Source organism: Limosilactobacillus pontis (assembly GCF_002940945.1).
Taxonomy (GTDB): Bacteria; Bacillota; Bacilli; order Lactobacillales; family Lactobacillaceae; genus Limosilactobacillus; species Limosilactobacillus pontis_A.
Window position 1 is genome coordinate 1 of the sequence record NZ_PNFV01000001.1, and the last position, 24061, is coordinate 24061.

Sequence of the window (24061 nt, forward strand, 5' to 3'; positions counted from 1 at the left end):
TGGGAGAACTCGCCGATGGAACGCTGGTGGAATGATTTTAAGCTCATTTGGTTAGCCAAACGCTCGCGGCCTAAAACATTGACGGAATTAGAACAATCAGTAAAGGAAGCTATTAAATATTTCAACACTCAACGAGCTTATACATCCAAAAACGGCTTGACCGCGGAAAAATTCCGCGCTCAAGCCGCATAAACTATTTTTCTATTTGAACTGTATACTTGACAGGCGCTAGTGCCGTACCGGACTTTGGAGTCATTTTTGTATTTATAGAAGCGTGAAAGCATAACTGCAGTTGCGCTCCTTTTTGTTATAAGTCAATTTCTAACATGATCGGGGTGTGGTCGCGTCGGGCACCGCTATCGATCATTGTTGAAGTCTGCAGTTTGTCGGCCAAGCGATCACTGACTAGCCAATAGTCGATCCGCCATCCTGAATTGTTCTGCTTGCTGGTAATTACCCGTTGGGCCCACCAGGAGTAAGCACCGGCAGTGTCGGGATGAAGGTAGCGGAAACTGTCCGTAAAGCCGGCTGCCAGGAGCTTGGTGAAGTGCTCCCGTTCTTCATCGGTATAGCCAGCCGAATGATGGTTATTCGCTGGATGAGCCAGGTCGATCGGCTCGTGAGCGACGTTAAAGTCCCCGCTGGCGATGACCGGCTTGTCCTGGTCAAGACGGTGGAGATACTCGCGGTAGTGGTCATCCCAGTCTTGACGTGCATCCAGCCGTTTGAGACCGTTGCCCGAGTTGGGGGTGTAGACCTCAGTCAGGTAGAACTCGGGGAATTCCAGGGTAATGATTCGTCCCTCGTCGTCCATCGGCGCCGGCGCCCCAATCTGCGGCTGGGTAATCACTGGCTGATATTGCTTCTTGTAGAGGTACATTGTTCCAGCATACCCCTTGCGTGCCGGTTCAACCGAGCTGCGCCAGACCACTGTGTAATCTGGGAAAAGATCGGCTAAAACCTGCAGGTGCTTCTTCGTCGGCCCATCCTTGGACAGCTTGGTTTCCTGGATGGCAATTGCGTCCGGGTCCTGGTCGGCAATCGTATGCAGGACCTGGCGGGTTTCCCCGGCTCGTTTAGACGTTCCAGTCAGGGCCGCGTTAATTGAATCAATGTTCCATGAGATAAATTTCAAGATTAATTCTCCTTTTCAATATCGCTCTGCTTGATGAACACCCCATCTGGCGTGGTTTCCCCCGTCCGATGGGCGATTTCCTCGTAGGCCGCATTCAGAGCTTTCCGGTGGTCAACCCCGACCAAGCGGCAGAAGATCAACAGGGCAATCTGCAGGTCACCAATGCTGTCGACCAGTCGCTCGTGATTCTGCTTATTGTAAGCCGCCGATATTTCTCCAAGCTCCTCGGCCATCTTCATGAACTCTACCCGCGGGTCGGCCTGGTCAATCCGCCGAGCGTGGGCCCATTCAGCAATCTTGGGAATCAGTTCTTCGTAGTTCACCTTTATCACCTCATCTCACCGCTATTATACGTGATTTGTTAGCAAATAGGAAAGCCGCTTTTCATTTGCCAAGGAGGGAAGCGCTATTCTATGATGAAACTATAAGATTGAGATAGAAAGGTGTTTTAAATGATGAGCAAGTCAAAAACGGCCCTGCCGACCGAAATTGAAGTTCGGGGCGGCCGCGTTCATAACCTGAAAAGTGTCAACGTCAACATCCCCCTCCACAAATTTGTTGCTATTTCGGGCCTGTCAGGTTCTGGAAAGAGCTCACTTGCCATGGGCATTCTCTATGAGGAAGGTTCGCGACGTTATCTGGAGGCCCTGTCCACCTATACCCGGCGGCGGATCAAGCTTGGTGCCCAGGCGGATGTGACCAGCGTCAAGCATATCCCCTCAGCCCTGGCCCTTAAGCAACGCCCGGCGATCCCGTCTGAGCGGGCTACTGTGGGGACGATGAGTGAAATCTTTAATGTCATCCGACTGATCTTCTCTCGGCTGGGGTCCCCCCGCTGTCCCAATGGTCACCAAGTCAAGCCCAGTCTGGCGATTGCTGAAGCGATGAGCAAGTCCGGCGACCAGATGGGGATGATTACCTGTCCCACCTGTGGGGTTGCCTTCCCAGCCTTCAGTGCTGAGGATTTCGCCTTTAATTCCGCTGGGGCCTGTGAGAGATGTCAGGGGACCGGGGTTGTTCGCCAGATCGATGAAAGCAAGCTGATTGGTGATGCAAACCTTAGCCTAGCTGATGGTGCGGTGGCATCCTGGCACCTGCCCGGGCGGAATTTTATGCCAAGCGTTGCCGAGCAGGCTGGTGTCCGAATTCACGTTCCATACAAGGACCTGACCGATAAGGAAAAGGATTTTGTGCTGAACGGCCCGAAGAAGAAGTTCAAGATGGATTTTCGTTCCGGAACCGGCCGGGTCTTCCACGACTTCAACGCCCTCTACGAGAATGCCCACGAGGCGGTTTACGAGTCGGCCCGCACCAGCAAGAGCGAACGAGCTCAGAAACGAATCAGCGAGTTCTTCCATTACTCCACCTGTCCGGTCTGCCATGGTACCCGTCTGAAGCCGGTTCTGCTCACCCAGCTGGCTGGTGGGCTAAACATTGCTCAAGTCAGTGAGTTGACCCTCGGCGATCTCCCTAGTTGGAAGAAAGATGTACTCGGTGATTTACCCGCTAACATGAGCAAGATGGCCGATTCCCTCTTCAAGGAGTTTGATGACAACCTTCGCCCCCTGCTCGAGCTGGGTCTAGACTACCTAACCCTGTCACGAAATGGGAACACCCTTTCAACCGGGGAATTGCAGCGAATTCAATTGGCACGGACTCTGCGGACGCAGACAACAGGGGTCCTCTATATCCTGGATGAACCCTCGATTGGCTTGCACCCCGACAACGTTGCCGGCCTGCTGAACGTCTTCCGGGAGCTGGTCGACCAGGGGAACTCGCTGGTCGTTGTCGACCATAACGTCGACATCATCAAGGCCGCCGACTGGATCATCGAGATCGGTCCCGGCTCCGGAACCCAGGGTGGCCGGATTCTCGACCAGGGAACCCCAGACCAGATTGCCCAAGACCCTAACTCCAAGATTGGCCCCTACCTGAATGGTACCGCCCAGCTCCGTACCCGGCCGATTGCCGATAAGCCCGCCGATCAGGAGATCAGCTTTGCAATTGGCGACTACTATAATCTGCATGACGTGGCCGGTCAGCTGCCAATCAACCGACTCAGCGCTGTAACTGGCTTCTCTGGGGCCGGCAAGACCAGTCTGATTTTGGATAGCCTGGTGCCAGCAATCAAGGCTCAGGCCAAGGGACTCGGGTTGCCCAAGCAGGTCAAACGGCTATCCTCCCCGCTGAAAGAGGTTGTCAGCGTTGACGCCGCCCCAATCGGCAAGACAATGCGGTCAACCGTTGCCACCTACACCAGCATCATGGACAACTTGCGCAAGCTCTTTGCGGCCCAGCCCCTCGCTAAGGAAAAGCACTACACGCCGAGCTATTTCTCCTACAATAATAAACAGGGGGCCTGCCCAAACTGTGGTGGTAGCGGGATTGTCACGCTGGACATCCAGTTTCTGCCTGACATGCAGCAGACTTGCCCCGTTTGCAATGGCGAGCGTTATAACCAGGCTATTCAGGCGGTCAAGTGGCATGGTTACTCAATTGTTGACCTCCTGGCCCTTGACGTTCGTGCCGCCCTTTCTGCCTTCAAGGACGTTCCGAAGATCGAACGTGAACTGCAACTGCTTGAGGAGGTCGGCCTAGGGTACCTCCACCTTGGCGAGAGCACGCCAAGTTTGTCCGGCGGTGAGGCCCAGCGGCTGAAGCTGGTCAAGCACCTTAACCGAAATCAGGCCACGACTCTCTTTGTCTTCGATGAACCGACGATTGGTCTTCACCCCCTGGATGTCAAGACACTGCTCGACGTCATGCAGCGTCTGCTGGACCGGGGCGCCACCATTGTCACCATCACCCACGATCTCAACCTGATCTCCAATGCTGACTATATTTTGGACATGGGTCCCCGGGGCGGTAAAAACGGGGGACAGATTGTGGCCACTGGTCGACCGCAGGACCTGATTGATCAGTCGACCAGCCTGACTACTCATTACCTAGCCGAGTATTGGCATCGCTATAACTAGGGCAGCCAATTCTCCAAAAACACAATTGGGCTCCAGAACTCGGTTTTGCCGAGCTTTGGAGCCCACTTATGTTTTACACTGTTATTTTTGGCTCATAGCGTATTTTATCTATATCTGCATTCCGACCCAGGCGGCGAGCAGGCCTCCAGCATAGGAAAGCATGAAGTAAACAAGCAGGCTTCCCCACCGATGCTCATCGATCATCGCAACCAGCTCAGTGTTAAAGGTTGAGAAGGTGGTATAGCCACCGAGCAGACCGACTCCCCAAAAGCGCATCGCAGCGTCACTGGCAGCCAGGTGACCGGTCAATAGACCAAGAGCCAGGGCACCGGTCAGGTTGATCAGCAGGGTTGCCAGTGGCCAGTCGATCCGACACCTCTTCCAACGGCTGGTCAGCCAGTAACGCAGGAGGGCGCCAAGGGCCGCACCGCAACCAACACTAAGCATGGTGGTCCACCATCCTTCCCAGATGACGAGCCAGCAGCATCCCCAGCCCGGCCATTACTAGACCGCAACCCATGCTCAACAACAAATAAAGGCCCGCACTGGTCAGACTATGCAAAGCGAGCTTGATGGTGGTTGTCGAAAATGAAGAGAAGGTGGTAAAAGCCCCGACCAGTCCGGTACCGAGCCCAGCATTCAGCCAGCCGGCCAGGAGATCCCGTTCGATGACGTAGTAGGTCAGAAACGCCAGCAGGAAGCAGCCCAGCAGGTTGGCGATTAGGACCCCCTTGACGTCAAGAGCGGTACTGAGCAGGTCACGGAAGATCCCGCCAGCAAACCCGAAGGCGGCTACACTGATGGCATTCGATAGTTTCATTGTCAAAACTCCCTTAATTTAGAAAATCATCATTTCATCTTACTACGCCGAATGCAGTTTGCCAATCATCCCTGCTAAGCTGGTATAATAAGAAAAAATAAAAATAAGGAAGTAATCACCATGAAGATGCGTCGTATCGACCATATTGTTTTAACCGTCACTAGCCTTGAGGAAAGCAGCCGTTTTTACCATGAGGTATTCGATATGCCGATCATTGATCGCCAGACCAGTGACAGCGTGATCACCCTGCGTTGTGGCCATCAGTTGATCCGCCTGCAGAAGGCCGACCGGCCAACCGACTTGAAGGCGGCTCAACCGACCGTTGGCAGCGCGGACCTCTGCCTGGTTGCTGGTGACAAGTTAGAGGACATCCTCCACCACCTGCGTAGTTACTACGTGGACGTAGTCGCTGGGCCGGTGGAGAAGCACGGTTCCGAGGGTGCCATGACCTCGATCTACGTGCACGATCCCGACAACAACCTGGTCGAGATTGCCGTCTACAAGAACAAGTAATACGATTCGACCTCATTAGAATATAGACAAGGGACCTTAGGCGTTCAAATCTTTCGAACGCCTAAGGTCCCTTGTTACTGAAAACGCGGCTATCCTTACTTATTCTTGTTACGCCAGTTCTTCCACCGGTGACCGATCTCGCTTAGGACAAGGGCAACAATCACGACTAGGGCGATTGAGTAGCCGATTACCCCGAGGCGGAAGATGTGGGGATGCTGGCTACTACCCTCAATGATCACCGAAGAGCCGAGGATCACCGCTGCGAGGATGATCACGATTAGAAAACGGTTGGTAATCCGCTCTACCTGCTTGATCAATCGTTCCTGGCCCTTAAGCTTGAAGTTGACCTGGGCGTCGCCATTGGCAATCGTCTCCAGGGTAGCGTTGATCCGGTCCGGTAGCTGGGCCGTCTCTTGGGCGGTAGTAACGAGATTGATCAACTGGTCATCCAAGCTGTCACGCCAGTTGAACTTCCGCTTTAGGTAGCGGAGCCCGAACGGCCGGGCAACCTCCATCATCGAGATGTCGGGGTCGAGCCGGGCCACGGTACTCTCCAGGGTACCAAATGCCTTAATCAGGAGGGTTACTTCGGGTTTCATCTGCAGGTGGTTGCGCTGACAGAGCTGAACAATCTGGTAGAGCATTGTCGCAAAGTCGATCTCCCCAACCCCCATCGCCAAGTAAGGCCGGATAAAAGTGCCCAGCTCCTTGGTGAAGGCCGGTTCGTCAAGGGGCCCGGTCTGGTTGCAGATGGCCAGGACCGCCTGGGAAATCCGCCGTACATTCTTAGTTGTGATGGCCAAAATCACGTTAGCGATCCCGTCAGCCATGGTTGGGGTCAAGGTTCCCATCATTCCAAAGTCCAGGTAGACAATCCGGTACGGCGGCAGGGCCGTTTCCTGCTGGTAGCTGATGGCCGTCTTCCCTACCTGAACCTGGTGCTGATGGGTCGTCTTCATCGCTGGTGGGTTCTGGTCAGCCGTAGCGAGGCTATGGATCAGGATGTTGCCCGGATGCGGATCGGCATGGAAGAAGTGGTCGACGAAGACCTGTTTCATAAAGTTTTTGACCAGGACGTTAGCGATGTACTTACGTTGGGCTGGCAAATCCGGATCATCCTGGTCACTGGCATTTTGTGGAAAGAGGTTGCGGACACTCTTTCCTGACATCGCCTCATTCACCAGGATCTGAGGCGCACAGTACTTAGCGTAGACCTTAGGAACAGTGATGATGTCGTCACCGTTGTTGAGCCGGTAGAACTCCTCTCCATTGTGAACCTCGTTCATTGTGTTGACCTCACTGAGCAGGGATCGGCTGAGCTCGTCGAGAACCTTATCCAGGTTGACCACTGTCACCTCGTTGGGTACGTACTGGAAGAGCTTGACCGCCCGACGCAGCAGGGCAATGTCGGTGTTGACCAGCTGCCCGACCGCCGGGTGCTGAACCTTGACCACCACCGGGGTACCGTCCTTAAGAGTCGCGTGGTGAACCTGGCCAATCGATGCCGAGGCAAAGGGCCGGTGATCGAAGCTGGCAAAGACCTCATCAATATCATGACCGGTCTGATTCTTGAAGGTCTCTTGGACACTGGTGAAGGGGTCGGCCTTGACCTGGTCCTGGAGCTGGCGGAGGGTTTTGACATAGGCCGGCGAGATTAAGTCCGGCCGGGTTGATAGGATCTGCCCCATCTTGATAAAGGTTGGGCCGAGCTCTTGGAGAGCGGCGGAAACCTCCTCGGGATTCTTCTGATGGTAGAAATTACTGAGAAAGTGGTGGCGGCGCATTACCTGCATAATCTCACGCAGGCGCTGCCCCTTCTTAATTTCGGTGTCGGTCGCACTGGTCATTTTAATCATCCTAACTACTTGAAATATATTAGTTCTATTTTACCGCAAGTCCGGTGCAAAAGAATTGGGAAAAATATTGGTCAGGGTATAACAAACTTGATACAATAGATACTGAAATTATTTTATGGAAATAGGTGAATATATCAAATATGGGTACATTATGGTCTTCATATTGGTTTAAGTTAGTTGTTATCATTCTGATTTTACTGCTGGCGGCGCTGTTCACGCTGCTGGAGTATTCCGTCGTCAAGGTACGGCCGAGCGAATTAAAGGAGCTCAAGCAGACCCGCAAGGTCAAGCGTGCCGAGCACATGGTCGGCAACCTCAACGAGTACCTGTCCACCGCCCAGGTCGGGGTCACGATGACCTCCCTGGTATTAGGGTGGATTGGTGATCAGTTCATCACTGACCTCCTGCTCAAGATTACGGTCGTTCCGGCAACGGTACGAGAGATTATCTCCCCAATCCTGGGTGTGCTGATCTTCACCTTCTTCCACGCGGTCTTTACCGACCTGGTTCCAAAGAACATGGCGATCGACCGGCCCGTGCCGATCCTATTGTCCATCGTGCACCCGATCCAGTTCTTCCACACGATTTTCTACCCATTCGTCTGGCTGTTTGCCGTCGTGGCGGCTCAGATCACCAAGATGCTGGGTTACAACGTCCAGCCGGAAGAGGATACCTATTCACAAAACGAAATCATGACCCTCTCCCAGCAGTCCGAAAAGGCTGGTGAGATGGACAAGGAGGACGTGCTCTTCATGCGGCGGGCCTTTCAAATGAACGATAAGGTCGCTGAAGATATCATGATTGACCGGACCCAGCTGTCGGTGATCGATATTCAGGCAACGATCGACGATGCGGTTAAACTTTACTTTGAGAAGAGATTCACCCGATTCCCGGTTGTGGCCAACAACGATAAGGATCACATCCTGGGTTACATCTTCTCCTACGATATTATGCGGCAGAGCCAGATCAACCCTGAACAATCCATTCGGACGATCATGCGGAAGATTCCGATCGTCTACGAGAGCGAGCCGATCACCAAGGTTCTTCAAGTCATGATGAAGAAGCAGGTACCAATCGTTGTCGTTCAGGACGAGTACGGTGGGACCTCCGGAATCATCACCGACAAGGATATCTACGAGGAGCTGTTTGGTACGGTCGGTGAGGAAATCGACCATGCCACCTCAGACATGATCGAGAAGAAGGACCCCGACAGCAAGGGTAATCCAACCTACGAGGTTTCTGGGAAGATGCCGCTGGCAGACTTCGAGCGTTACTTTAACACCAGCATTGAGCAATTCGATAACTCCGAGGTAACCACGCTGACCGGGTTCTTCCTGGAACGGCAGTATGACTTGAGGGTTGGCCAACCGATCCGGGTTGATAACTTCTCCTTCACCCCGTTAGACTTGCAGAATGCCTACGTTAATAAGTTCAAGGTTGTCTATATCAAACCAAAGAAAAAGAAAACTGATCAAAACGACCAGGACAAGAAATAACCATTAACGGCTGCGGAAAGCTAATTTCCGCAGCCGTTTTGTAATATTTATTAACATTTCCCCTTCCCTGCTGGTACCCAAGGCTGTTTTAGGCTATGATAGGGCCAACAAAAAGAAAGTGGAGGATTTTCTCATGAATGCGATTCTCACAGTCATTGGTAAGGACCAGGTTGGCATCATTGCCCAGGTTAGCCAGGTTCTCGCCAAACACCAGGTTAACATCCTGGATGTCTCCCAGACATTGATGAAGGACAACTTTGTCATGATGATGCTGGTCGCCATTCCGGAAGGTAGCAATTTCAATACGATCAGTACCGCCCTCACCAAGCTTGGCGACCAGCTCCAATTGGAGATTAACATGCGGAATGCCAAGCTTTACGATGCCATGCACACGATTTAGGGGGCCGAGTTATGAACGCTAATCAGATCTATGAGACTAGCCAGATGCTGGCCAGTGAAAACCTGGACATTCGGACGATCACGATGGGAATTTCCCTGCTCGACTGCATTGACAGCGACAGTGACCGGTCCTGCCAGCGAATATACGACAAGATCACTACGAAAGCTCGCGACCTGGTCAAGGTTGGCCAGCAGATCGAGGCCGAGTACGGGATCAAGATCGCTAACAAGCGGGTAACGGTTACGCCGATTTCCCTAATTGCTGCCGCCTCCCATGATCACAACTATGTTAAGTACGCTCAGGCCCTGGATCGGGCAGCTAAAACTTTGGGGATTGACTTCATCGGCGGTTTCAGTGCCCTCGTCCAGAAGGGCTACCAGGAGGGTGACCGGGTCCTGATCGACTCCATCCCGGAAGCCCTGGCTGAAACGGATTATGTTTGTTCCTCGGTTAACGTTGGTTCCTCCAAGAGCGGGATCAATATGGACGCCGTTGCCCAGCTTGGTCAGGTGGTCGTTGACGGTGCCCAGCGCGACGTCATGACCAATGCCAAGTTAGTGGTCTTTTGCAATGCTGTTCAGGATAACCCCTTCATGGCTGGTGGTTTCCATGGCGTCAGTGAACCAGATACGGTGATTAACGCCGGAGTCTCTGGTCCGGGTGTCGTCAAGGCCGCCCTGGAAAAGGTTAAGGGCCAGCCGATGGACGTGGTCGCTGAGACAATCAAAAAAACAGCCTTCAAGGTTACTCGGATGGGCCAGCTGGTCGGTAGTATTGCTGCTGATCGCCTGCATGTACCGTTTGGAATCGTCGACCTCTCCCTAGCCCCGACCGCAACCCCAGGTGACTCGGTTGCTGAGGTTCTTGAAGAGATTGGGGTCGGCCGGGTCGGTGGTCACGGAACCACGGCTGCCCTGGCGATGCTCAACGATGCTGTCAAAAAGGGCGGTATCATGGCCTGCAGCCACGTAGGCGGGCTATCCGGCGCCTTTATCCCGGTCTCCGAAGACGCGGGGATGATCAAGGCGGTTGAGACCGGCACTCTCAATATTGCCAAGCTCGAGGCAATGACTGCAGTCTGTTCAGTCGGCCTCGACATGATTGCCATCCCCGGTGACACTCCAGCGACAACGATCAGCGCAATGATTGCCGACGAGGCCGCGATCGGCATGATCAATAACAAGACCACCGCTGTTCGGGTAATCCCGGTACCTGGCAAGCAGGTTGGCGATACCGTTGAGTTTGGTGGCTTACTCGGGCATGCGCCAATCATGGCGGTCAACCCGGCCCCGGCTGACCGACTGATCCACCGGGGTGGCCTCATTCCGGCGCCGATCCACAGTTTTAAGAACTAACTAAAAAAGGAGTGCGAAGCGCACTCCTTTTTTAGTTAGCAATGGGCATCCTTACCCGGAACACAGTTACAGTGAACCTGGTCGGGTGCCGTAGTTAGCTTATCCGCTAGGGTCACCTGAAGGCGCTGAATATCGGTCTTGCTTAGGGTTGCCTGGCCGATAACGTGGTCCAAGGTCCGGCCGACACAATGCTCACAGATACTGTTGAACAGGTCGTCAGCCACCTGATCCATCGTCGCCTGCTCCGCCACCAGCGGTCGGTAGATGAATGACCGCCCTTGTCGCGTGGTTGAGAGTGCCCCTTTAGCTACCAGGCGGCGAAGAAGTGTTTTCACTGTGGCCGGTTTCCAATCAACCTTGCGCTGGAGGATGGTGATGATCTGGCTGCTGGTTGTCTCGCCCAGCGTCCATACGACCCGCATAACCTGCCACTCGGCTGGTGTGATTTCTAATCCCTTAGTCATCTTACCGCCCCTTTTATCCTTTGATTACAATTGTAATTCTAACACCATCTTCTCCCGTTGCAAAGCCTACTGCTGGATTGACTTCCGGGTCGAACTTGGTAAACTAGTACACTGTGTGATTTTTATCAAAGGAGTCTTAACTTAACTAATGCAAAATAAGCGAATTCAGCACGCCCTGCTCATCATGGTGCTGGGAACCTTCTTTGGGATCCTCTGCTCCACCCTGATGAACATCGCCCTGCCAACCTTCATGCGGGTCTTTGGTATCAGCGAGGCCCATGTCCAGTGGGTGATCAACGGCTATATGCTGGTCAATGCCTTGATGATCCCAGTCAGTTCGTACTTGATCAAACGCTTTTCCTTCCGCTGGCTCTTCATCTTCTTCTGCGGTGTCTTCCTGATCGGTACGGTCATCGGGGCCACGGCGCCCAACTTCAACACAGTGGTCATTGCCCGAATGATTCAGGCGATTGGGGCGGGGATGATGATGCCTTTGGTCAACGTCTTGGCCATTCGCTACGCCGATCCCGGCAAAAAGGGACGGATTATGGGGATCATCGGCCTGGCCTTCAATTGTGCCCCGATCTTCGGCCCGGTTCTTTCCGGGGTATTGCTGAACTACCTTTCCTGGCGCTACCTCTTTATCTTGATAATCCCCTTCTTGGCGATTGTCCTCGTCTTGTCCTTCATCTTTCTGCCCAACATTCCGCACAACGAGTCGCCACGCTTCAATACGGTTGGCCTGGTCACAATTACGATCGGTCTCTGGTCGCTGTTGATGGGGCTATCAAACGTCGCCAACAACCGGCTGGGTTCCTTCAACGTCTGCGGCTATGTTTTGATTGGACTTGCCTTTCTGGTGCTTTTCTACCTCAGCCAGCGACACAGTGACCACCAGCTAATCAACCTGGCGATTTTCCACCATAAACAGTTTGTCCTCGCCACTACCATCAACATGTTGATCACGGCAACGATGTATGGAAACACCATCCTGATCCCCCTCCTGGTCCAGATTGTTCTAGGAAAGAGTACGATTATCTCGGCGATAACTGTTCTCCCGGGTGCCTGCTTGACCGGGTTGCTTTCAACCACCAGCGGCCGCTTCTACGATATCTACCCGATCCGCGTCCTGGTTGGTACCGGGTTGATCGTTGATATTCTCGGGACCCTTGGTCAGGCGATGATCGGTGCCAACAGCTCGGTACTGATCATCACCATCTTCCAGACCGTCCGGCAATTTGGCCTGGTCACAATGCTGATCCCGTTACAAACCCAAGCCCTGGCCCTGTTACCCAACGAGATCGTTCCTGATGCGGTGGCCAGCTTCAACACCTTCCGCCAGATTGCGGCCTCGTTTGGAACTGCCCTGATCGTCGCAGTTGTCGGCATTGTTAATGGGATCATTCATAATCCGGCTTCCCACCTCGGGATCCAATCTGGCTTCCTTCTTTGCCTGCTCTTGCTGGTTATCTCCCTGATCCTCAGCCGGCAGCTCTATCATAAGATTAATAAGTCTTAGTAAAATAAAGCTCGTAATGCTCATTCAAAAGATTACGAGCTTATTTTATATTTTCTGTATCTGGAAGTAACGTACACACTTCAGCACCCCATACAAATTCTGATTGCAAATTTCCGTGGATATGAAGTTAATCGTTTTAATACCAAACAAATGTTGTATAATGGCAACTGGAATTATTGATAAGTTCGTTTATAATTCCGGGGTTTTATAAGCAATCTTCCCCATTTTGTCCCCAAGCCAAACAAAACGTGCCTTAACTAAACTTATCGCATTATCTGCTTGTAGAAAGGGATTGTTAATTGAATATGAAGTATCGTTTGCAGAGTATTGTCTTTGTCTTGACCGCCTTTTTGCTGGGCTGCAATGAGTTCATGGTGGTTGGGGTCATCTCCAACATCGCCAAAAGCTACCACGCCTCCTTGTCCACGGTCGGGTTGCTGGTCACCTTCTTTGCCATTACCTACGCGGTCTGCACACCTGTGTTGACCACTCTTACCAGCAAATACAACCGTTTTAAGGTCCTGATGGCTATGCTGATCGTTTTCTGGATTGGGAATACCATGACCGCCCTGGCACCGAACCTCTTCTGGCTCTTCGTCGCCCGGATCATCACAGCAGCGGTAGCCGGAGTCATTATCTCCCTGATCTTGGTCTTCGTCAGCGTGATTGCCCCGCTGGAAAAGCGGTCGATGCTGGTTGCCGCCGTCTTTTCAGGATTTAGCACTGCCACTATCATCGGGGTACCGATTGGAACAACCATCAGTATGCTCTCGTCTTGGCACATCAGCTTCCTAGTGATCTCAGTGCTGACGATCATCATCGGTGCTGGTCTCTACTGGCTAGTGCCGCGACAGAGCAGTCAGGTCACTGGGTCGATCAAGAGCCAGTTACGGCTGATGGCCGATCGGCGGATTGTCCTGGGAGTGGTCGTAATGATTGCCCTGATGGCCGCCGAATACACCTTCTATACCTACATTCGACCAATCATCACTGACGTTCTTGGCTTTAGTGCTGGCCAGCTAAACTGGCTGCTGGGTCTGATCGGGGTAATGTTCATCATCGGTAACACCTGTGCGGGAATCATCTCTAGTCACTACGGAATTACTAAGATGCCGCTGATTAGCGCCGCTTGCCTGGTCCTCCTGCTGGTAATGGGGGTAGCCTTTCACCTCTCCTGGCTGGGAATCGGTTTGCTGTGCGTGATCTGTTTCGTACTGGGGATGCCCGGGTCAATTCTCCAGGTCATGTTCTTAAACGTGGCTGATAGTAACTACCCGGAGGCGATGAGCCTGGCCTCGTCACTTAACCCAATCTGTACTAATATTGGGGTTTCAGTTGGTTCACTGGTTGCTTCAATCAGTGTTAATTTCGTACCAATCAGCCAGGTTGGTTACATTGGTGCCATCTTTGCCTTAATCGGGGTCGTCGGTACGATGATGCTGGTTAAAACCAGGGCATAATAAAATTGGGTTTTGAATGACAACCGTCGTTCAAAACCCAATTTTTATTTATTCGTCGTTACCTGATAAATAGGCGCTGATCTCATCCATCATGATCCGGCCGTACTGCTTCAGCTTAGTTTGACCAACCCCGTTAACCGCTAGAAAGTCTGCTGGAGTCTGAGGCTGAAGGCGGGCCATGTCGTGGAGGGTCCGGTCCGAGAAGATCATAAATGGCGGGACCCCTTGCTCAGTGGCGAGTTCCCGACGGCGCTTGCGAAGGACCTCAAACAGGGCCGCCTGTTCGGGGGTCTCCTCCACCGTGGTAGCCGACCGGGTCGGCTGCGGTTCGGCCCGCCGTTGGACGGTAGTCTCGCCGTCAAGGACCTGCCAGCCTGGTTTGGCAATCTTAACCACTGGAAACTGGCCACCTTCTAATACCAGGTAGCCGGTCGCCACCAGATAATCAACCAGACTGCCAGCCTCCTGCTGGGAGAGCCTGAGAGCGTCGTAATGATCCAGCTGGTCAGCGTGAAGCTGTTGGATCCGCTGGTCGTGAGATCCGGTCACTACCTTGGCCACCAGTGACTTGCCGAAGCGGCCATGGAGCTCCTTGACCGTAGCGATGACTGCCCGGGCGGCAGTGGTAATATCTTCCAGCTGGCGGTCATCTGTGCAGTTGCTGCAGTGACCACAGGGTTCGCACTCTTGGCCAAAGTATTCAACAATTTGCTGCTGGAGACAGCGCGGCGTGTTAGCATAAGCAGTGACCGCTTGAAGCTTCTCGTATTGGACTTCCCGGTACTGGTCATCAGCGCTTGATTGGTCAATGAACCAGCGATACTGCTGAATGTCGTTGGCGTGGTAGAGCATCACCGCCTCACTGGGCAGGCCATCCCGACCAGCACGCCCAGCTTCTTGGTAATATGACTCTAAGTTCTTAGCACTGGTTGCGTGAAGAACGAAGCGAACATTGCTCTTGTCGATCCCCATCCCAAAGGCGTTGGTCGCTACGATCACCGGCACGCGGTCAAACTGGAAGTCGTCTTGAACCCGAGCCCGGTCCGCTGCCGTCATCCCAGCATGATACATCGCTACATGGATTCCCCGCTCGTTCAAAAAATCCGTCAGCGACTCAACCCTTTTACGGGTGTTAGCGTAGATAATCCCTGCCTCACCCTGATGAGCTGCCAGGTACTTGAGGATGTATTGACGGGTGCCCTGTTGCGGGTGGGCTACCCGGAAGCTGATGTTGGGCCGGGCAAAACTGGTAATGACGAAATTCTCCTGGGGGATCGCCAGCTGATCACCAATGTCGGCCTGAACCTGCGGCGTAGCGGTAGCAGTCAGTGCCAAGATGGCTGGGGTTGTCTTGAGTCGCTGAATGGCCGCGTTGAGCTGCCGGTAGGCCGGGCGGAAGTCGTGCCCCCATTGCGAGATACAGTGGGCCTCGTCGATCGCTACCAAATTAATATTTAGGAAGCTCAATTGATACTGGAAGTAGTCCATCGCCAATCGTTCCGGGGTGACGTAGAGAAGCTTGATTTCACCGTTGTAGGCGCTCCGCAGGATTGGGTTAACCTCCTCTCGCGGTGTTGCGCTGTTGAGGGCCGCGGCAGCAATCCCATTCTGGCGCAAGGAGTCAACTTGGTCCTTCATCAACGATAACAAGGGTGAGACGACGATCGTAATTCCCGGGTTGATCAAGGCTGGAATTTGGTAGCACAGGGACTTGCCGCCACCAGTCGGCATTACCGCCAGGGTATTCTGGTGGTTCAGAACCTGGGTAATAACCTGCTCCTGGCCATCCCGGAAATGATCAAAGCCAAAGTTGGTATGTAGAATGTCTATTGGTGTCGCCAAAATATTTCCTCCTCAGTCATTGAGCCCACTATCTATATAGAACGTAAGAAATAGTCATTATCGCTTCCATCATACTACCCCATTTCACCATTTAGAGAAAGTTGTGCGATAATTAGAGTATCGGAGATGATTAATATGGAAAACGTTAAATTAAGCAATGGTTTGGTGATGCCCCGGGTTGGCCTAGGCGTCTGGAAGGTACCAATCAACGCGACAGCTAAGATGGTTGCCACCGCGATCGAAAACAATTATGCTCTGATCGATACCGCTAAGCAGTATGGCAATGAGCGTGGGGTCGGGCAAGGAATCAAAGACGGACTGGCTGCTACGGGCAAGTCCCGGCAGGACCTCTTCTTAACCACTAAGGTCTTCAATGGCGACCAGGGCGACTACGACCGGGTCCGTCAGGCCGTCAACCAGCAGCTACAAAATCTGCAGACCGATTACGTCGATCTCCTGCTCCTCCACTGGCCAGTCTTCAACCGCTACAATACCAGTTGGCGGGCCCTGGAGGACATTTATCGCGATGGCCAAGCCAAGGCGATCGGGGTCTGCAACTTTAATGTGGAACATCTGACCAACCTCCTCGACCATGCCACGATTAAGCCAATGATCAACCAGATCGAATTTAACCCGCGGATTCACCAGCCTGATACCGTTGCCTTTTGCCAGGGACAGCATATCCAGCTGGAGGCCTGGTCCCCGCTAGGCAACGGACAACTACTCGATAATCCGGTGATCAACCGGATCGCCAAGGACAAGGGCAAGTCCCCAGCTCAGGTCGTGCTGCGTTGGGAGATCCAACAAGGCTTCATCGTCATCCCTAAGTCGACCCACGTCACACGGATGCAGGAAAATGCCGATATTTTCGACTTTACCCTCGACGCGGACGAGATGGAGGAAATTGCGATGCTAGACGAGGAGAAGCACACCATCTGGTATGACAAATATAAGTGGTCTGGCAACCCTGACGGAGTTGACGACTATATTGCTTGTGATGGCACGTTTTAAGACTCTTAGTAAGAAGAGCCTAACGTACCACTTTATGCTAAAGACAACGGTTATTTTTGCAACTGTTGTCTTTTTTTGATTGCTTACCTTATTTATATAAAAACTTAAAAATCGGTGCAATTTCAGATGATTTTGCACCGATAAAAAAGAGCGCCTATTAAGCGCCCTCAACCGGTTCGACCTAAGTAATCAACTGAGATCATTTTGCACACCGGCATAATTCCCTTGATACAACTATCATAGCATAGAAGTTGAGCGCTTTTTATTTTACAAACTGTCATGAGAAGGTTCCTTATCCTGCGTTATAATGGTATTTGTTAATCTTGAGAAACGGAGCACCGTAATGAAGTACCTCTTTATCATCAATCCTTGCGCAGGCGGTGGCAAGGGCAAAACAGCCTGGTCCAAGGTCCAAGCCCAGCTAGCTACCACCCCGGGGATCCAATTCGATTGCATCACCAGCCGGTACGTCGGGCAACCACGTGAACTAGCAGCTCAGGCAGCTCAGCGCAACGACCTTGACTGTCTGGTCGTAGTCGGTGGCGACGGCACCCTCCATGAGGTGATCACTGGTCTGATGACGGTCCAACAAGATGATCCCCTGCCGGTAGCCTACATCCCCGCAGGGACTGGGAACGATTTTGCCCGGGGATATGGGATCGCAACCGCCCCTCGGCAGGCCCTGATCCAGATTCTTACCAACCAGCGGACTCATCGGATCAACATCGGCCACTACCATGATTACAGCCGGAATTGCGATGGGATCTTTCTCAACAATTTCGGGATCGGTTTCGACGCGGCAATCGTCCACGCCACTAACCACTCGCGGGCTAAGACTTTCCTAAATCATCACCATCTCGGCACTTTCGCCTATATCTATAAGGCTGTCCGGGTCTTCTTCACTCAGCCGGATTTCCAAGTGAAAATCCAAGATGGCAGACAACTGCAAACCTTCAACCATGCCTTCCTTCTGGTCGCCAGCAACCATCCCTACATTGGCGGCGGGGTCCGAATTGCGGCTGACCAGCGCATCGACCAGCAGGAACTGGAACTGGTGGTAGTTGAGAAACGTCACCGGTTAACCCTGCTATGGGCAATGCTGATGTTTGCTAGTGGTCACCTGATTACCTCGCGCTTTGCTCACCTCTTCCGTGGTAAAGCATTGCGCTACCAGGTCACTTCCGCCCAATACGGGCAGATCGACGGTGATGAACCGGGCAAACGCGCCTTTGACCTGGCCCTATCCTGCTGTTCTTATCCGTTTTGGCAGCAACCGTTAAATTAGACGAAAAATTGCCCCATGGCCAACAGCCACGAGGCAATTTTTTATTAGTCTGAGTTACCATAACTGTTTTCTTGGATCTTTTTTAATCCGGACTTTTTTTGCTTTGTTAATCAGTCCAGACCTTCTTGGCAACATTAAATGCTGACCAGGCATTTGGCCAGCCAACGTAGAAGGCCAGCTGTGTAATCATCTCAGCGATTTCTTCCTTGGTGATCCCATTGTTCTTGGCCGTCTGCATGTGGTACGGCAGCTGCTCGAAGGCACCCTTAGTGATCAAAGCGGTCACCGTCAGGAAACTCCGATCGCGCGGGCTGAGTTCCTTCTCGCGGGACCAGACCTGTCCAAACAGCACATCATCGTTTAACTCCGCGAACTTCGGGGCGAAGTCGCCCAACTGGTCGCGGCCAGCAGTTTGTTTCTTAGCCATGTCAAATCATCCCTTCTACTTTGTAAGCTGATCGTAGTAATCGTCGGTGACCTTCTCACACCATTCACTGGTCCCCTTGGTGATTGCAACGTGAGAGAACCAGGAATCCTTAGTGGCCCCGTGCCAGTGCTTGATGCCCTCGTGGATCACAACCACGTCACCGGGAGTCAGGAGTTGGGCCGGCTTGCCTTCCTCCTGATACCAACCCTCACCAGCCGTGACCAGGAGAATTTGGTAGCCATTGTGGTGGATGTGCCAGTCGTTCCGGCAACCCGGTTCGAAGTTAACGTTGGCAACGTTGATGTCCACGTTGTCATCGGGGCTGACCAGACCATTGAGGTAGCTGGTACCGATGAAGTATTTGGCATAGGCAACGTTCTTGTCACCGAAGCCGAAGAGGTCATTCTTAACCGCTTGTTCGTTCTTTGCCATTATCAGCACTCCCTTTATGTCTTTGTTTACCTTTAATATAAGGGTATGCCATGATAATGTAAAATGCTTATTATTAAGCTTTTTCTATTCAAATAGCGTATTATAATTTACGTAACCAGGTGGCCAGTGTTGGGACTGCAAAACGTGGGGCGGCGTGGGTCAGGACGTGATAACCATCGACCACGTGGAGCTTCCCAGCGTGAGCCCGAAAGTCCTGCTGATAGTTGCCGGTGGCGCTCCAACCCGTGCTAAACGGCGCCACGACGCCTGCATAGCCTTGAAGCTGCTTGAGGAGCTGCATGATCGGTGAAGCAATCTGGCCGTCCCAAACCGGGCCACCAACTAGGATCGTGTCGTAGTAGTCCAGTTTGGGCAGCTTAGTCGTCAAGGCCGGCAACTGCCCACTTGCTCGCTGCTGCTTGTAGATCTTGTCGGTGGCCGTCATGTCATCGGGGAAAGTCCCCGCTGCCACCTTGATTCTTAAAATATCGGCACCGGTCAGCCGATGGATCTGGCTGGCGAGCTTTGCCGTTGTGTCAAACTGTGAATAATACAAAATCAATGCCTGTTTGGCCATTTCAATCATTCCTTACGTTTAATTTATTGGAGGTATTTTATATGGACACGCGTGTTATCAAATATTTTCTCACGGTTGCTCACACCAATAATATCACAAAGGCCGCTAAGCAGCTGCACGTTACCCAGCCAACCCTCTCCCGACAGATCATGGACTTGGAAACCGAGCTCGGTGTCACCCTCTTCGACCGCCAGCAGCGGCGGATGGCACTAACCCGGGCGGGCGTTCTCTTTCAACGTCGAGCAACCACTATCCTCCAGCTCCTTGCCCAAACTGAGAATGATCTTCACCAACAGAATGAAGATGAGCTGAGCGGAACCATCAACCTAGGCTGTGTTGTCTCCAGTGTCTCGCCCTTCTTGATGGGACTGGTTGACCGCTTCCAGCAGGCCCACCCGGCCGTTCGTTTCAACCTCTTCGACGGGGACGGCGACTTCCTCCGCCGCCAGATTGACGAGGCTGCCACCGAACTGGCCTGCTTGATCGAACCGGTTGAGGCTGCCAAGTACAACTACCTGGTTCTGCCCAGCCGGGAGCAGTGGGGGATCATCCTGCGCAGCGATGATCCCCTAGCCAAGAAGAAGAGTTTCACCCGTGACGACCTCTACAAGTTACCCCTGATCATTCCCCACCGCAACATCGTCCGCGATGAAGTCAGTGACGTCCTCAAGCTTGATCAGCGCAAGCTCAATATTCGGGCCAGCAACAACCAGCCCAGCAACGCCATCGTCCTGATTCGGACCGGCCGCTATTACGGCTTGGCCATCAAAGGAGTGGCTGACCTCTTCCATGATCCCGCTATTACCTTTGTTCCCTTCACTCCAGCAACCAGCACCGGCCACGTCCTGGTTTGGAAAAAGAATCGCCAGCTGACCACGGCGGCCGAGCACTTTCTCCAATTTGTCGCCGACCATTGCAATTAAAGAAGGACCCGCATCGCCAATGACGGTGCGGGTCCTTTTGATCCTAAAAAATATAGTTAACTAAAATAATATAGCTGACAGTTCCCACAATCAGCGAGAGAAACATGCTCCGCCGCCAAAGATGGACAATCACTGTAATCAGTCCGGCAATCAGGTCGGGCAGGCCGTGGTCACCGGATAATAGGTTGATGTTGCGATAACAATAGACTACCAGCATTCCCATGATGGCAGCTGGCAGGAAGGCCCCGAGTCCCTTGATAAAGGGCGATAACTCATCCTGCCCATCCTTATCACTGGTGAAGATCTGGAAAGGCAGCCAGCGGGTGGCAAAATTGGTCAAAGCAGCAATGGCAATCGTAATGACCTGTTGGATAATGGTCATACCTGGTCACCTGCCTTCTGGTGACGACGGTGGAAGTAGTAGTATTCGGCAACCAGGAGCAGGAGGGTGGCAATTAAAAAGTAGGTCTTGCCAAAGATCAACAGGCAGACGATCGTGATTACTACCCCGCTGAGTGAGCTGATGTGGCGTTTTTCCTGCATAAATTGCTCCAGAGCCAGCACAATGAACAGGGCCGTCATCACAAAATCCAACCCCTTAATCTGGATATTAAATGCACTGCCGAGAAAGCCGCCGAGGAAGGCGCCCAGTACCCAGTAACTGTAGTCCAGAATCGTCATCCAGAGCTGGACGGCGGTTCGATCGCAGTCGGCCGGTACTCGAAGACTATAGTTGATTACAAAGGTCTCATCGGTTAGTCCAAACAATAGCAAGAATTTGCGCCAGCCGTGGTGCGGGTACTTGGTCAGCATCGAGATACCATAGAAGAATTGGCGGAAACCGACCACGGCAGTGATCAGCAGGACGTTGACCGGGTTGAAGTGCTGGGTCAGGAGGGTGGCAATGATGAATTCGACCGAGCCCCCGTAGATCGTCGCCGCCATCAGAGTTGGGTACCAAAACGAGAACCCTAAGTTGTGCATGTACAAGCCATAACCAAGCCCCAGAATTACGTAGCCAAAAAAGACTGGAATAGAGCTGGTCAGGGCAAAGTGAAAGTTGCGTCCGCGCTTACTTCTCACCTTTATCTCCTCCCAAATCAAACAATGCCCTCATTCTACCAGACCAGCTGGCCACTTGAAAGAATAATATGATGCTTTAGGAACGACTTGCCTTAATTAAACGAGCAACATTTTCCGCCGTTTGTGCAATATCATTTTCTGCATCTGCCAGCGCTTGGTCGAGGGACTTAGCCCCGGCAGGAGTCGAAAAAATAGCATCAATTGCGTCAGCAGTATAAAGACTTTCAACTCCCTTGCCAATGTTTCCCGCCAAAACAATTACTGGAGCATTGGGTGCAACACTCTTGCAGGCTTGGGCAACCCCATAAGGAGTCTTACCAAATTTAGTTTGAAAATCAATCCCACCTTCACCTGTAAAGACAAAGTCAGCACCGCTCGCCTTTTTTCTTAACTTAGTCGCAGCAATCACAAGGTCAACACCATGTTGCATCTGCGCGTTAGTAAAGGCCAACAAGCCTGCCCCCAGGCCACCAGCGGCTCCTGCTCCTGGCAAATCTTCCACATTTTTTCCAGTGTCTCTAGCAATTACCTGCGCGTAATGATGGAGTCCGTTATCAAGCACCTTCACCATTTTCGGCGTTGCGCCTTTTTGGGGACCGAAAACGGCGGCTGCTCCATTGGCGCCAGTTAATGGGTTGGTAACATCAGACGCAATGGCAATGGTTGTTTTTAAAACACGCGGATCAATCTGTGAAATGTCCAGGTGATCTAAGTCACTTAAAGAGCCCCCACCAAAGCCGATTGCTGTGCCATCGGCTTTCAGAAGTTTCACACCCAGGGCTTGGGCCATTCCTGCACCACCATCAACGGTCGCACTTCCCCCAATCCCAATAATAATTTTAGAAGCCCCTCGATCGATTGCATCGAGGATCAGCTCCCCCGTTCCGTATGTCGTCGTGATTAACGGGTTAGCTGTCTGTGAATTGATAAATTGAATTCCACTGGCAGCTGCCATTTCGATCACAGCTGTTTTACCGTCACCAAGCATCCCGTAATCGGCTTTGGTCAGTTCATTAAAGGGGTTGTGAACCCTTGCGGTAATTAATTGACCGCCCGTCGCATCAACCAGGGATTGAACCGTCCCTTCACCACCATCAGCCATGGGAACCAGTTCGTATTCCGCATTTGGGTAAATTCGTTTAATCCCCCGCGCCATTGTTTCAGCAGCCTGTTTAGCGGTCAAACCGCCCTTAAAAGAATCTGGTGCAATTACAAATTTCATAATATATTCACCCTTTCGATATTAGATCAAGTGTAAGAAGCCATAAAGAATCGTTGCCGTGAGCATTGCGGAGCCTCCAACCAGTGCTTCATATAAAATACCATGTGACCGTTCCTTAATATCCATGTGCATGGCATTGGCGGTAACGTGGAAATAGTTCCCCTGAGGAGGCTGATCAATCACGATTGCCCCCGTGTGAACCATCGCTGCTGCAGCCAATGGTGCAACGCCAAAGCCAAGAATTGCTTTCGAGAATGAACCAGTTGCGAGAATTACCCCAGTTACACATTTATTAAATATGACCTCAATGTTAATAAAACAGCCAAACGTTTGTTTACCCACCATAATACCGTCAATTATCGTCTAAATAAAATTAATAGTTTCTTTAACCATTCACCTAAAAAGGGTTACGGACTTGTTTGAACGTTATAGATACGCAACTACAAAGGGCCTCCAGCGTTCGGATAATCCGAATACTGGAGGCCCTTTTAAGCTCACAGGTTCATCTTGCCAAAGCTAAGCAATGTACTAGCTGTTGTCACTCATAATAACGATATTTAAACTATAGATCAAAGGAGCTTGTGACCTATTTTGATGTTATTGTCTAACTATTTACTTCTATAACGAAACTTCAACTAATTAATTCTTGTCTTCCTCAGGATGCGTCAGCAGGGCGTAAACATAAGAAATCTCGTTTGCCCGGTAAACACCGTGCAGCTCACCGACTCTGGTGAAACCGTTCTTGGCGATTAGGTGCTGCATGATCTTGTTATCCTCATGGGTATCAATCCGGATCGTCTTGATGTCCTGACGGTGCTGCTTGATGTAGTCGATCACGTTGGTAAACAAGGCTGACGCGTAACCCTTACCAGCGTGGTTGGAGTGAATGGCCACCCGGTGAATTACGACGTACTTATCAGTGTCGATCAACCAGTCACCATGCAGCTCATCATAGGAGTGGTCCGGTGCCTCAACGATTGACAATGCACCAACCGTTTCATCATCATCGGACTGAACCAGGTAGGCAAAGCCATTGTTGATGTCTTCCTTGACGTGCTCAACGTTTGGGTAGTCCCCCTGCCACTGATCGATCCCCTGTGAGGCTAGTTGGTCGCGACCATCACGCAGGATTTCAAGAATCTGGTCAAGGTCATTCATCGTTGCTTGCTTAATTTGCATTGGACTATCATCCCTTCATGAGTATTTATTATGGTTGTGCTCATCAAAACAACTTAAACAATGTAACATACTTTGCTTTTAACTGAC

At 52.0% G+C, this 24061-nt stretch carries 26 protein-coding genes and 1 pseudogene; 12 read left to right on the top strand and 15 right to left on the bottom strand.

Features of this window, described 5'->3' with window-relative positions; all coding sequences use genetic code 11:
• A partial coding sequence (locus CK797_RS00005) for an IS3 family transposase (protein ID WP_146085271.1) occupies positions 1-192 on the top strand: 192 nt, incomplete at its 5' end.
• A 115-nt stretch (positions 193-307) separates the two neighbouring features.
• Here CK797_RS00005 and CK797_RS00010 read toward each other — a convergent pair.
• Together CK797_RS00010 and CK797_RS00015 are read right to left on the bottom strand one after the other, a co-directional pair.
• Positions 308-1135, bottom strand: coding sequence for an exodeoxyribonuclease III (locus tag CK797_RS00010; protein ID WP_104687783.1), 828 nt, complete (start codon positions 1133-1135; stop codon positions 308-310).
• A 2-nt stretch (positions 1136-1137) separates the two neighbouring features.
• A complete protein-coding gene (locus CK797_RS00015; RefSeq protein ID WP_104687784.1) occupies positions 1138-1458 on the bottom strand; it encodes a MazG-like family protein in 321 nt (106 codons plus the stop codon).
• Positions 1459-1590: 132 nt separating this feature from the next.
• Here CK797_RS00015 and CK797_RS00020 point away from each other — a divergent pair, with 132 nt between their 5' ends.
• The gene (locus tag CK797_RS00020) at positions 1591-4110 is read left to right on the top strand and encodes an excinuclease ABC subunit UvrA (RefSeq protein WP_412458012.1); all 2520 of its coding nucleotides are present in this window, start codon (positions 1591-1593) and stop codon (positions 4108-4110) included.
• Positions 4111-4218: 108 nt separating this feature from the next.
• Here CK797_RS00020 and crcB read toward each other — a convergent pair whose 3' ends face one another.
• Together crcB and CK797_RS00030 are read right to left on the bottom strand one after the other, a co-directional pair.
• A complete protein-coding gene (crcB, locus tag CK797_RS00025) occupies positions 4219-4557 on the bottom strand; it encodes a fluoride efflux transporter CrcB (protein ID WP_104687786.1) in 339 nt (112 codons plus the stop codon).
• Positions 4550-4930 carry a fluoride efflux transporter FluC gene (locus CK797_RS00030; RefSeq protein ID WP_104687787.1) on the bottom strand — a complete coding sequence of 127 codons (381 nt, stop codon included), beginning with the start codon at positions 4928-4930 and terminating at the stop codon, positions 4550-4552. The genes crcB and CK797_RS00030 overlap by 8 nt, the downstream gene beginning before the upstream one ends.
• 120 nt (positions 4931-5050) lie before the next feature.
• Between CK797_RS00030 and CK797_RS00035 the strand changes: the two genes are divergently transcribed.
• Entirely contained in the window at positions 5051-5443 is a 393-nt protein-coding gene (locus CK797_RS00035; protein WP_104687788.1) for a VOC family protein, read from the top strand.
• A 95-nt stretch (positions 5444-5538) separates the two neighbouring features.
• On the opposite strand, the gene CK797_RS00040 is transcribed toward CK797_RS00035, so the two are convergent.
• A complete protein-coding gene (locus tag CK797_RS00040; protein WP_104687789.1) occupies positions 5539-7290 on the bottom strand; it encodes an AarF/UbiB family protein in 1752 nt (583 codons plus the stop codon).
• Between the two features lie 149 nt (positions 7291-7439).
• Between CK797_RS00040 and CK797_RS00045 the strand changes: the two genes are divergently transcribed.
• The 3 genes from CK797_RS00045 to CK797_RS00055 all read left to right on the top strand — a co-directional run bounded on the left by CK797_RS00045 (position 7440) and on the right by CK797_RS00055 (position 10550).
• Positions 7440-8795 (top strand): hemolysin family protein, encoded by a 1356-nt coding sequence (locus tag CK797_RS00045; protein WP_104687790.1) that lies wholly within the window; start codon positions 7440-7442, stop codon positions 8793-8795.
• A 133-nt stretch (positions 8796-8928) separates the two neighbouring features.
• Entirely contained in the window at positions 8929-9195 is a 267-nt protein-coding gene (locus tag CK797_RS00050; protein ID WP_104687791.1) for an ACT domain-containing protein, read from the top strand.
• Positions 9196-9206: 11 nt separating this feature from the next.
• Entirely contained in the window at positions 9207-10550 is a 1344-nt protein-coding gene (locus tag CK797_RS00055; RefSeq protein WP_104687792.1) for a PFL family protein, read from the top strand.
• A 35-nt stretch (positions 10551-10585) separates the two neighbouring features.
• Here CK797_RS00055 and CK797_RS00060 read toward each other — a convergent pair whose 3' ends face one another.
• The gene (locus tag CK797_RS00060) at positions 10586-11014 is read right to left on the bottom strand and encodes a CopY/TcrY family copper transport repressor (RefSeq protein ID WP_104687793.1); all 429 of its coding nucleotides are present in this window, start codon (positions 11012-11014) and stop codon (positions 10586-10588) included.
• A 148-nt stretch (positions 11015-11162) separates the two neighbouring features.
• Here CK797_RS00060 and CK797_RS00065 point away from each other — a divergent pair, with 148 nt between their 5' ends.
• Together CK797_RS00065 and CK797_RS00070 are read left to right on the top strand one after the other, a co-directional pair.
• A complete protein-coding gene (locus tag CK797_RS00065; protein WP_104687794.1) occupies positions 11163-12533 on the top strand; it encodes a DHA2 family efflux MFS transporter permease subunit in 1371 nt (456 codons plus the stop codon).
• Positions 12534-12838: 305 nt separating this feature from the next.
• The gene (locus tag CK797_RS00070; RefSeq protein WP_104687795.1) at positions 12839-13993 is read left to right on the top strand and encodes an MFS transporter; all 1155 of its coding nucleotides are present in this window, start codon (positions 12839-12841) and stop codon (positions 13991-13993) included.
• 48 nt (positions 13994-14041) lie between these two features.
• On the opposite strand, the gene recQ is transcribed toward CK797_RS00070, so the two are convergent.
• Positions 14042-15835, bottom strand: coding sequence for a DNA helicase RecQ (gene recQ / locus CK797_RS00075; RefSeq protein ID WP_104687796.1), 1794 nt, complete (start codon positions 15833-15835; stop codon positions 14042-14044).
• A gap of 126 nt (positions 15836-15961) precedes the next feature.
• On the opposite strand from recQ, the gene CK797_RS00080 reads away from it, so the two are divergent.
• Both CK797_RS00080 and CK797_RS00085 read left to right on the top strand, forming a co-directional pair.
• On the top strand, positions 15962-16846 hold the full coding sequence (locus CK797_RS00080; protein ID WP_104687797.1) for an aldo/keto reductase: 885 nt from the start codon (positions 15962-15964) through the stop codon (positions 16844-16846).
• A 343-nt stretch (positions 16847-17189) separates the two neighbouring features.
• Positions 17190-18131, top strand: a complete 942-nt coding sequence (locus CK797_RS00085; RefSeq protein ID WP_104687798.1) for a diacylglycerol/lipid kinase family protein — start codon at positions 17190-17192, stop codon at positions 18129-18131.
• A 106-nt stretch (positions 18132-18237) separates the two neighbouring features.
• On the opposite strand, the gene CK797_RS00090 is transcribed toward CK797_RS00085, so the two are convergent.
• The 3 genes from CK797_RS00090 to CK797_RS00100 form a co-directional block, all read right to left on the bottom strand.
• Positions 18238-18558: a carboxymuconolactone decarboxylase family protein gene (locus CK797_RS00090; protein ID WP_104687799.1), complete on the bottom strand. Its 321-nt coding sequence runs from the start codon at positions 18556-18558 to the stop codon at positions 18238-18240.
• 15 nt (positions 18559-18573) lie between these two features.
• Entirely contained in the window at positions 18574-18990 is a 417-nt protein-coding gene (locus CK797_RS00095) for a cupin domain-containing protein (protein WP_104687800.1), read from the bottom strand.
• A gap of 100 nt (positions 18991-19090) precedes the next feature.
• Complete coding sequence (locus tag CK797_RS00100; protein WP_104687801.1) at positions 19091-19567, bottom strand: flavodoxin family protein; 477 nt, start codon at positions 19565-19567, stop codon at positions 19091-19093.
• A gap of 41 nt (positions 19568-19608) precedes the next feature.
• Here CK797_RS00100 and CK797_RS00105 point away from each other — a divergent pair, with 41 nt between their 5' ends.
• Positions 19609-20490, top strand: a complete 882-nt coding sequence (locus CK797_RS00105; protein ID WP_104687802.1) for a LysR family transcriptional regulator — start codon at positions 19609-19611, stop codon at positions 20488-20490.
• A 43-nt stretch (positions 20491-20533) separates the two neighbouring features.
• Here CK797_RS00105 and CK797_RS00110 read toward each other — a convergent pair whose 3' ends face one another.
• From CK797_RS00110 to CK797_RS00125, 4 genes and pseudogenes are all read right to left on the bottom strand, one after another.
• Positions 20534-20872: a branched-chain amino acid transporter permease gene (locus tag CK797_RS00110; RefSeq protein WP_104687803.1), complete on the bottom strand. Its 339-nt coding sequence runs from the start codon at positions 20870-20872 to the stop codon at positions 20534-20536.
• Positions 20869-21573, bottom strand: coding sequence for an AzlC family ABC transporter permease (locus tag CK797_RS00115; RefSeq protein ID WP_225364994.1), 705 nt, complete (start codon positions 21571-21573; stop codon positions 20869-20871). Before CK797_RS00115 ends, CK797_RS00110 begins: the two co-directional genes overlap by 4 nt.
• Positions 21574-21649: 76 nt before the next feature.
• The gene (locus CK797_RS00120) at positions 21650-22795 is read right to left on the bottom strand and encodes a glycerate kinase (RefSeq protein ID WP_104687804.1); all 1146 of its coding nucleotides are present in this window, start codon (positions 22793-22795) and stop codon (positions 21650-21652) included.
• Between the two features lie 21 nt (positions 22796-22816).
• Positions 22817-23077 (bottom strand): annotated as a pseudogene (locus CK797_RS00125) (GntP family permease); the annotation flags it as partial.
• A gap of 48 nt (positions 23078-23125) precedes the next feature.
• Here CK797_RS00125 and CK797_RS09220 point away from each other — a divergent pair.
• Entirely contained in the window at positions 23126-23218 is a 93-nt protein-coding gene (locus tag CK797_RS09220; protein WP_412458013.1) for a helix-turn-helix domain-containing protein, read from the top strand.
• Positions 23219-23434: 216 nt separating this feature from the next.
• Here CK797_RS09220 and CK797_RS00135 read toward each other — a convergent pair whose 3' ends face one another.
• A complete protein-coding gene (locus tag CK797_RS00135; protein ID WP_104687806.1) occupies positions 23435-23974 on the bottom strand; it encodes a GNAT family N-acetyltransferase in 540 nt (179 codons plus the stop codon).
• Positions 23975-24061: the final 87 nt, after the last annotated feature.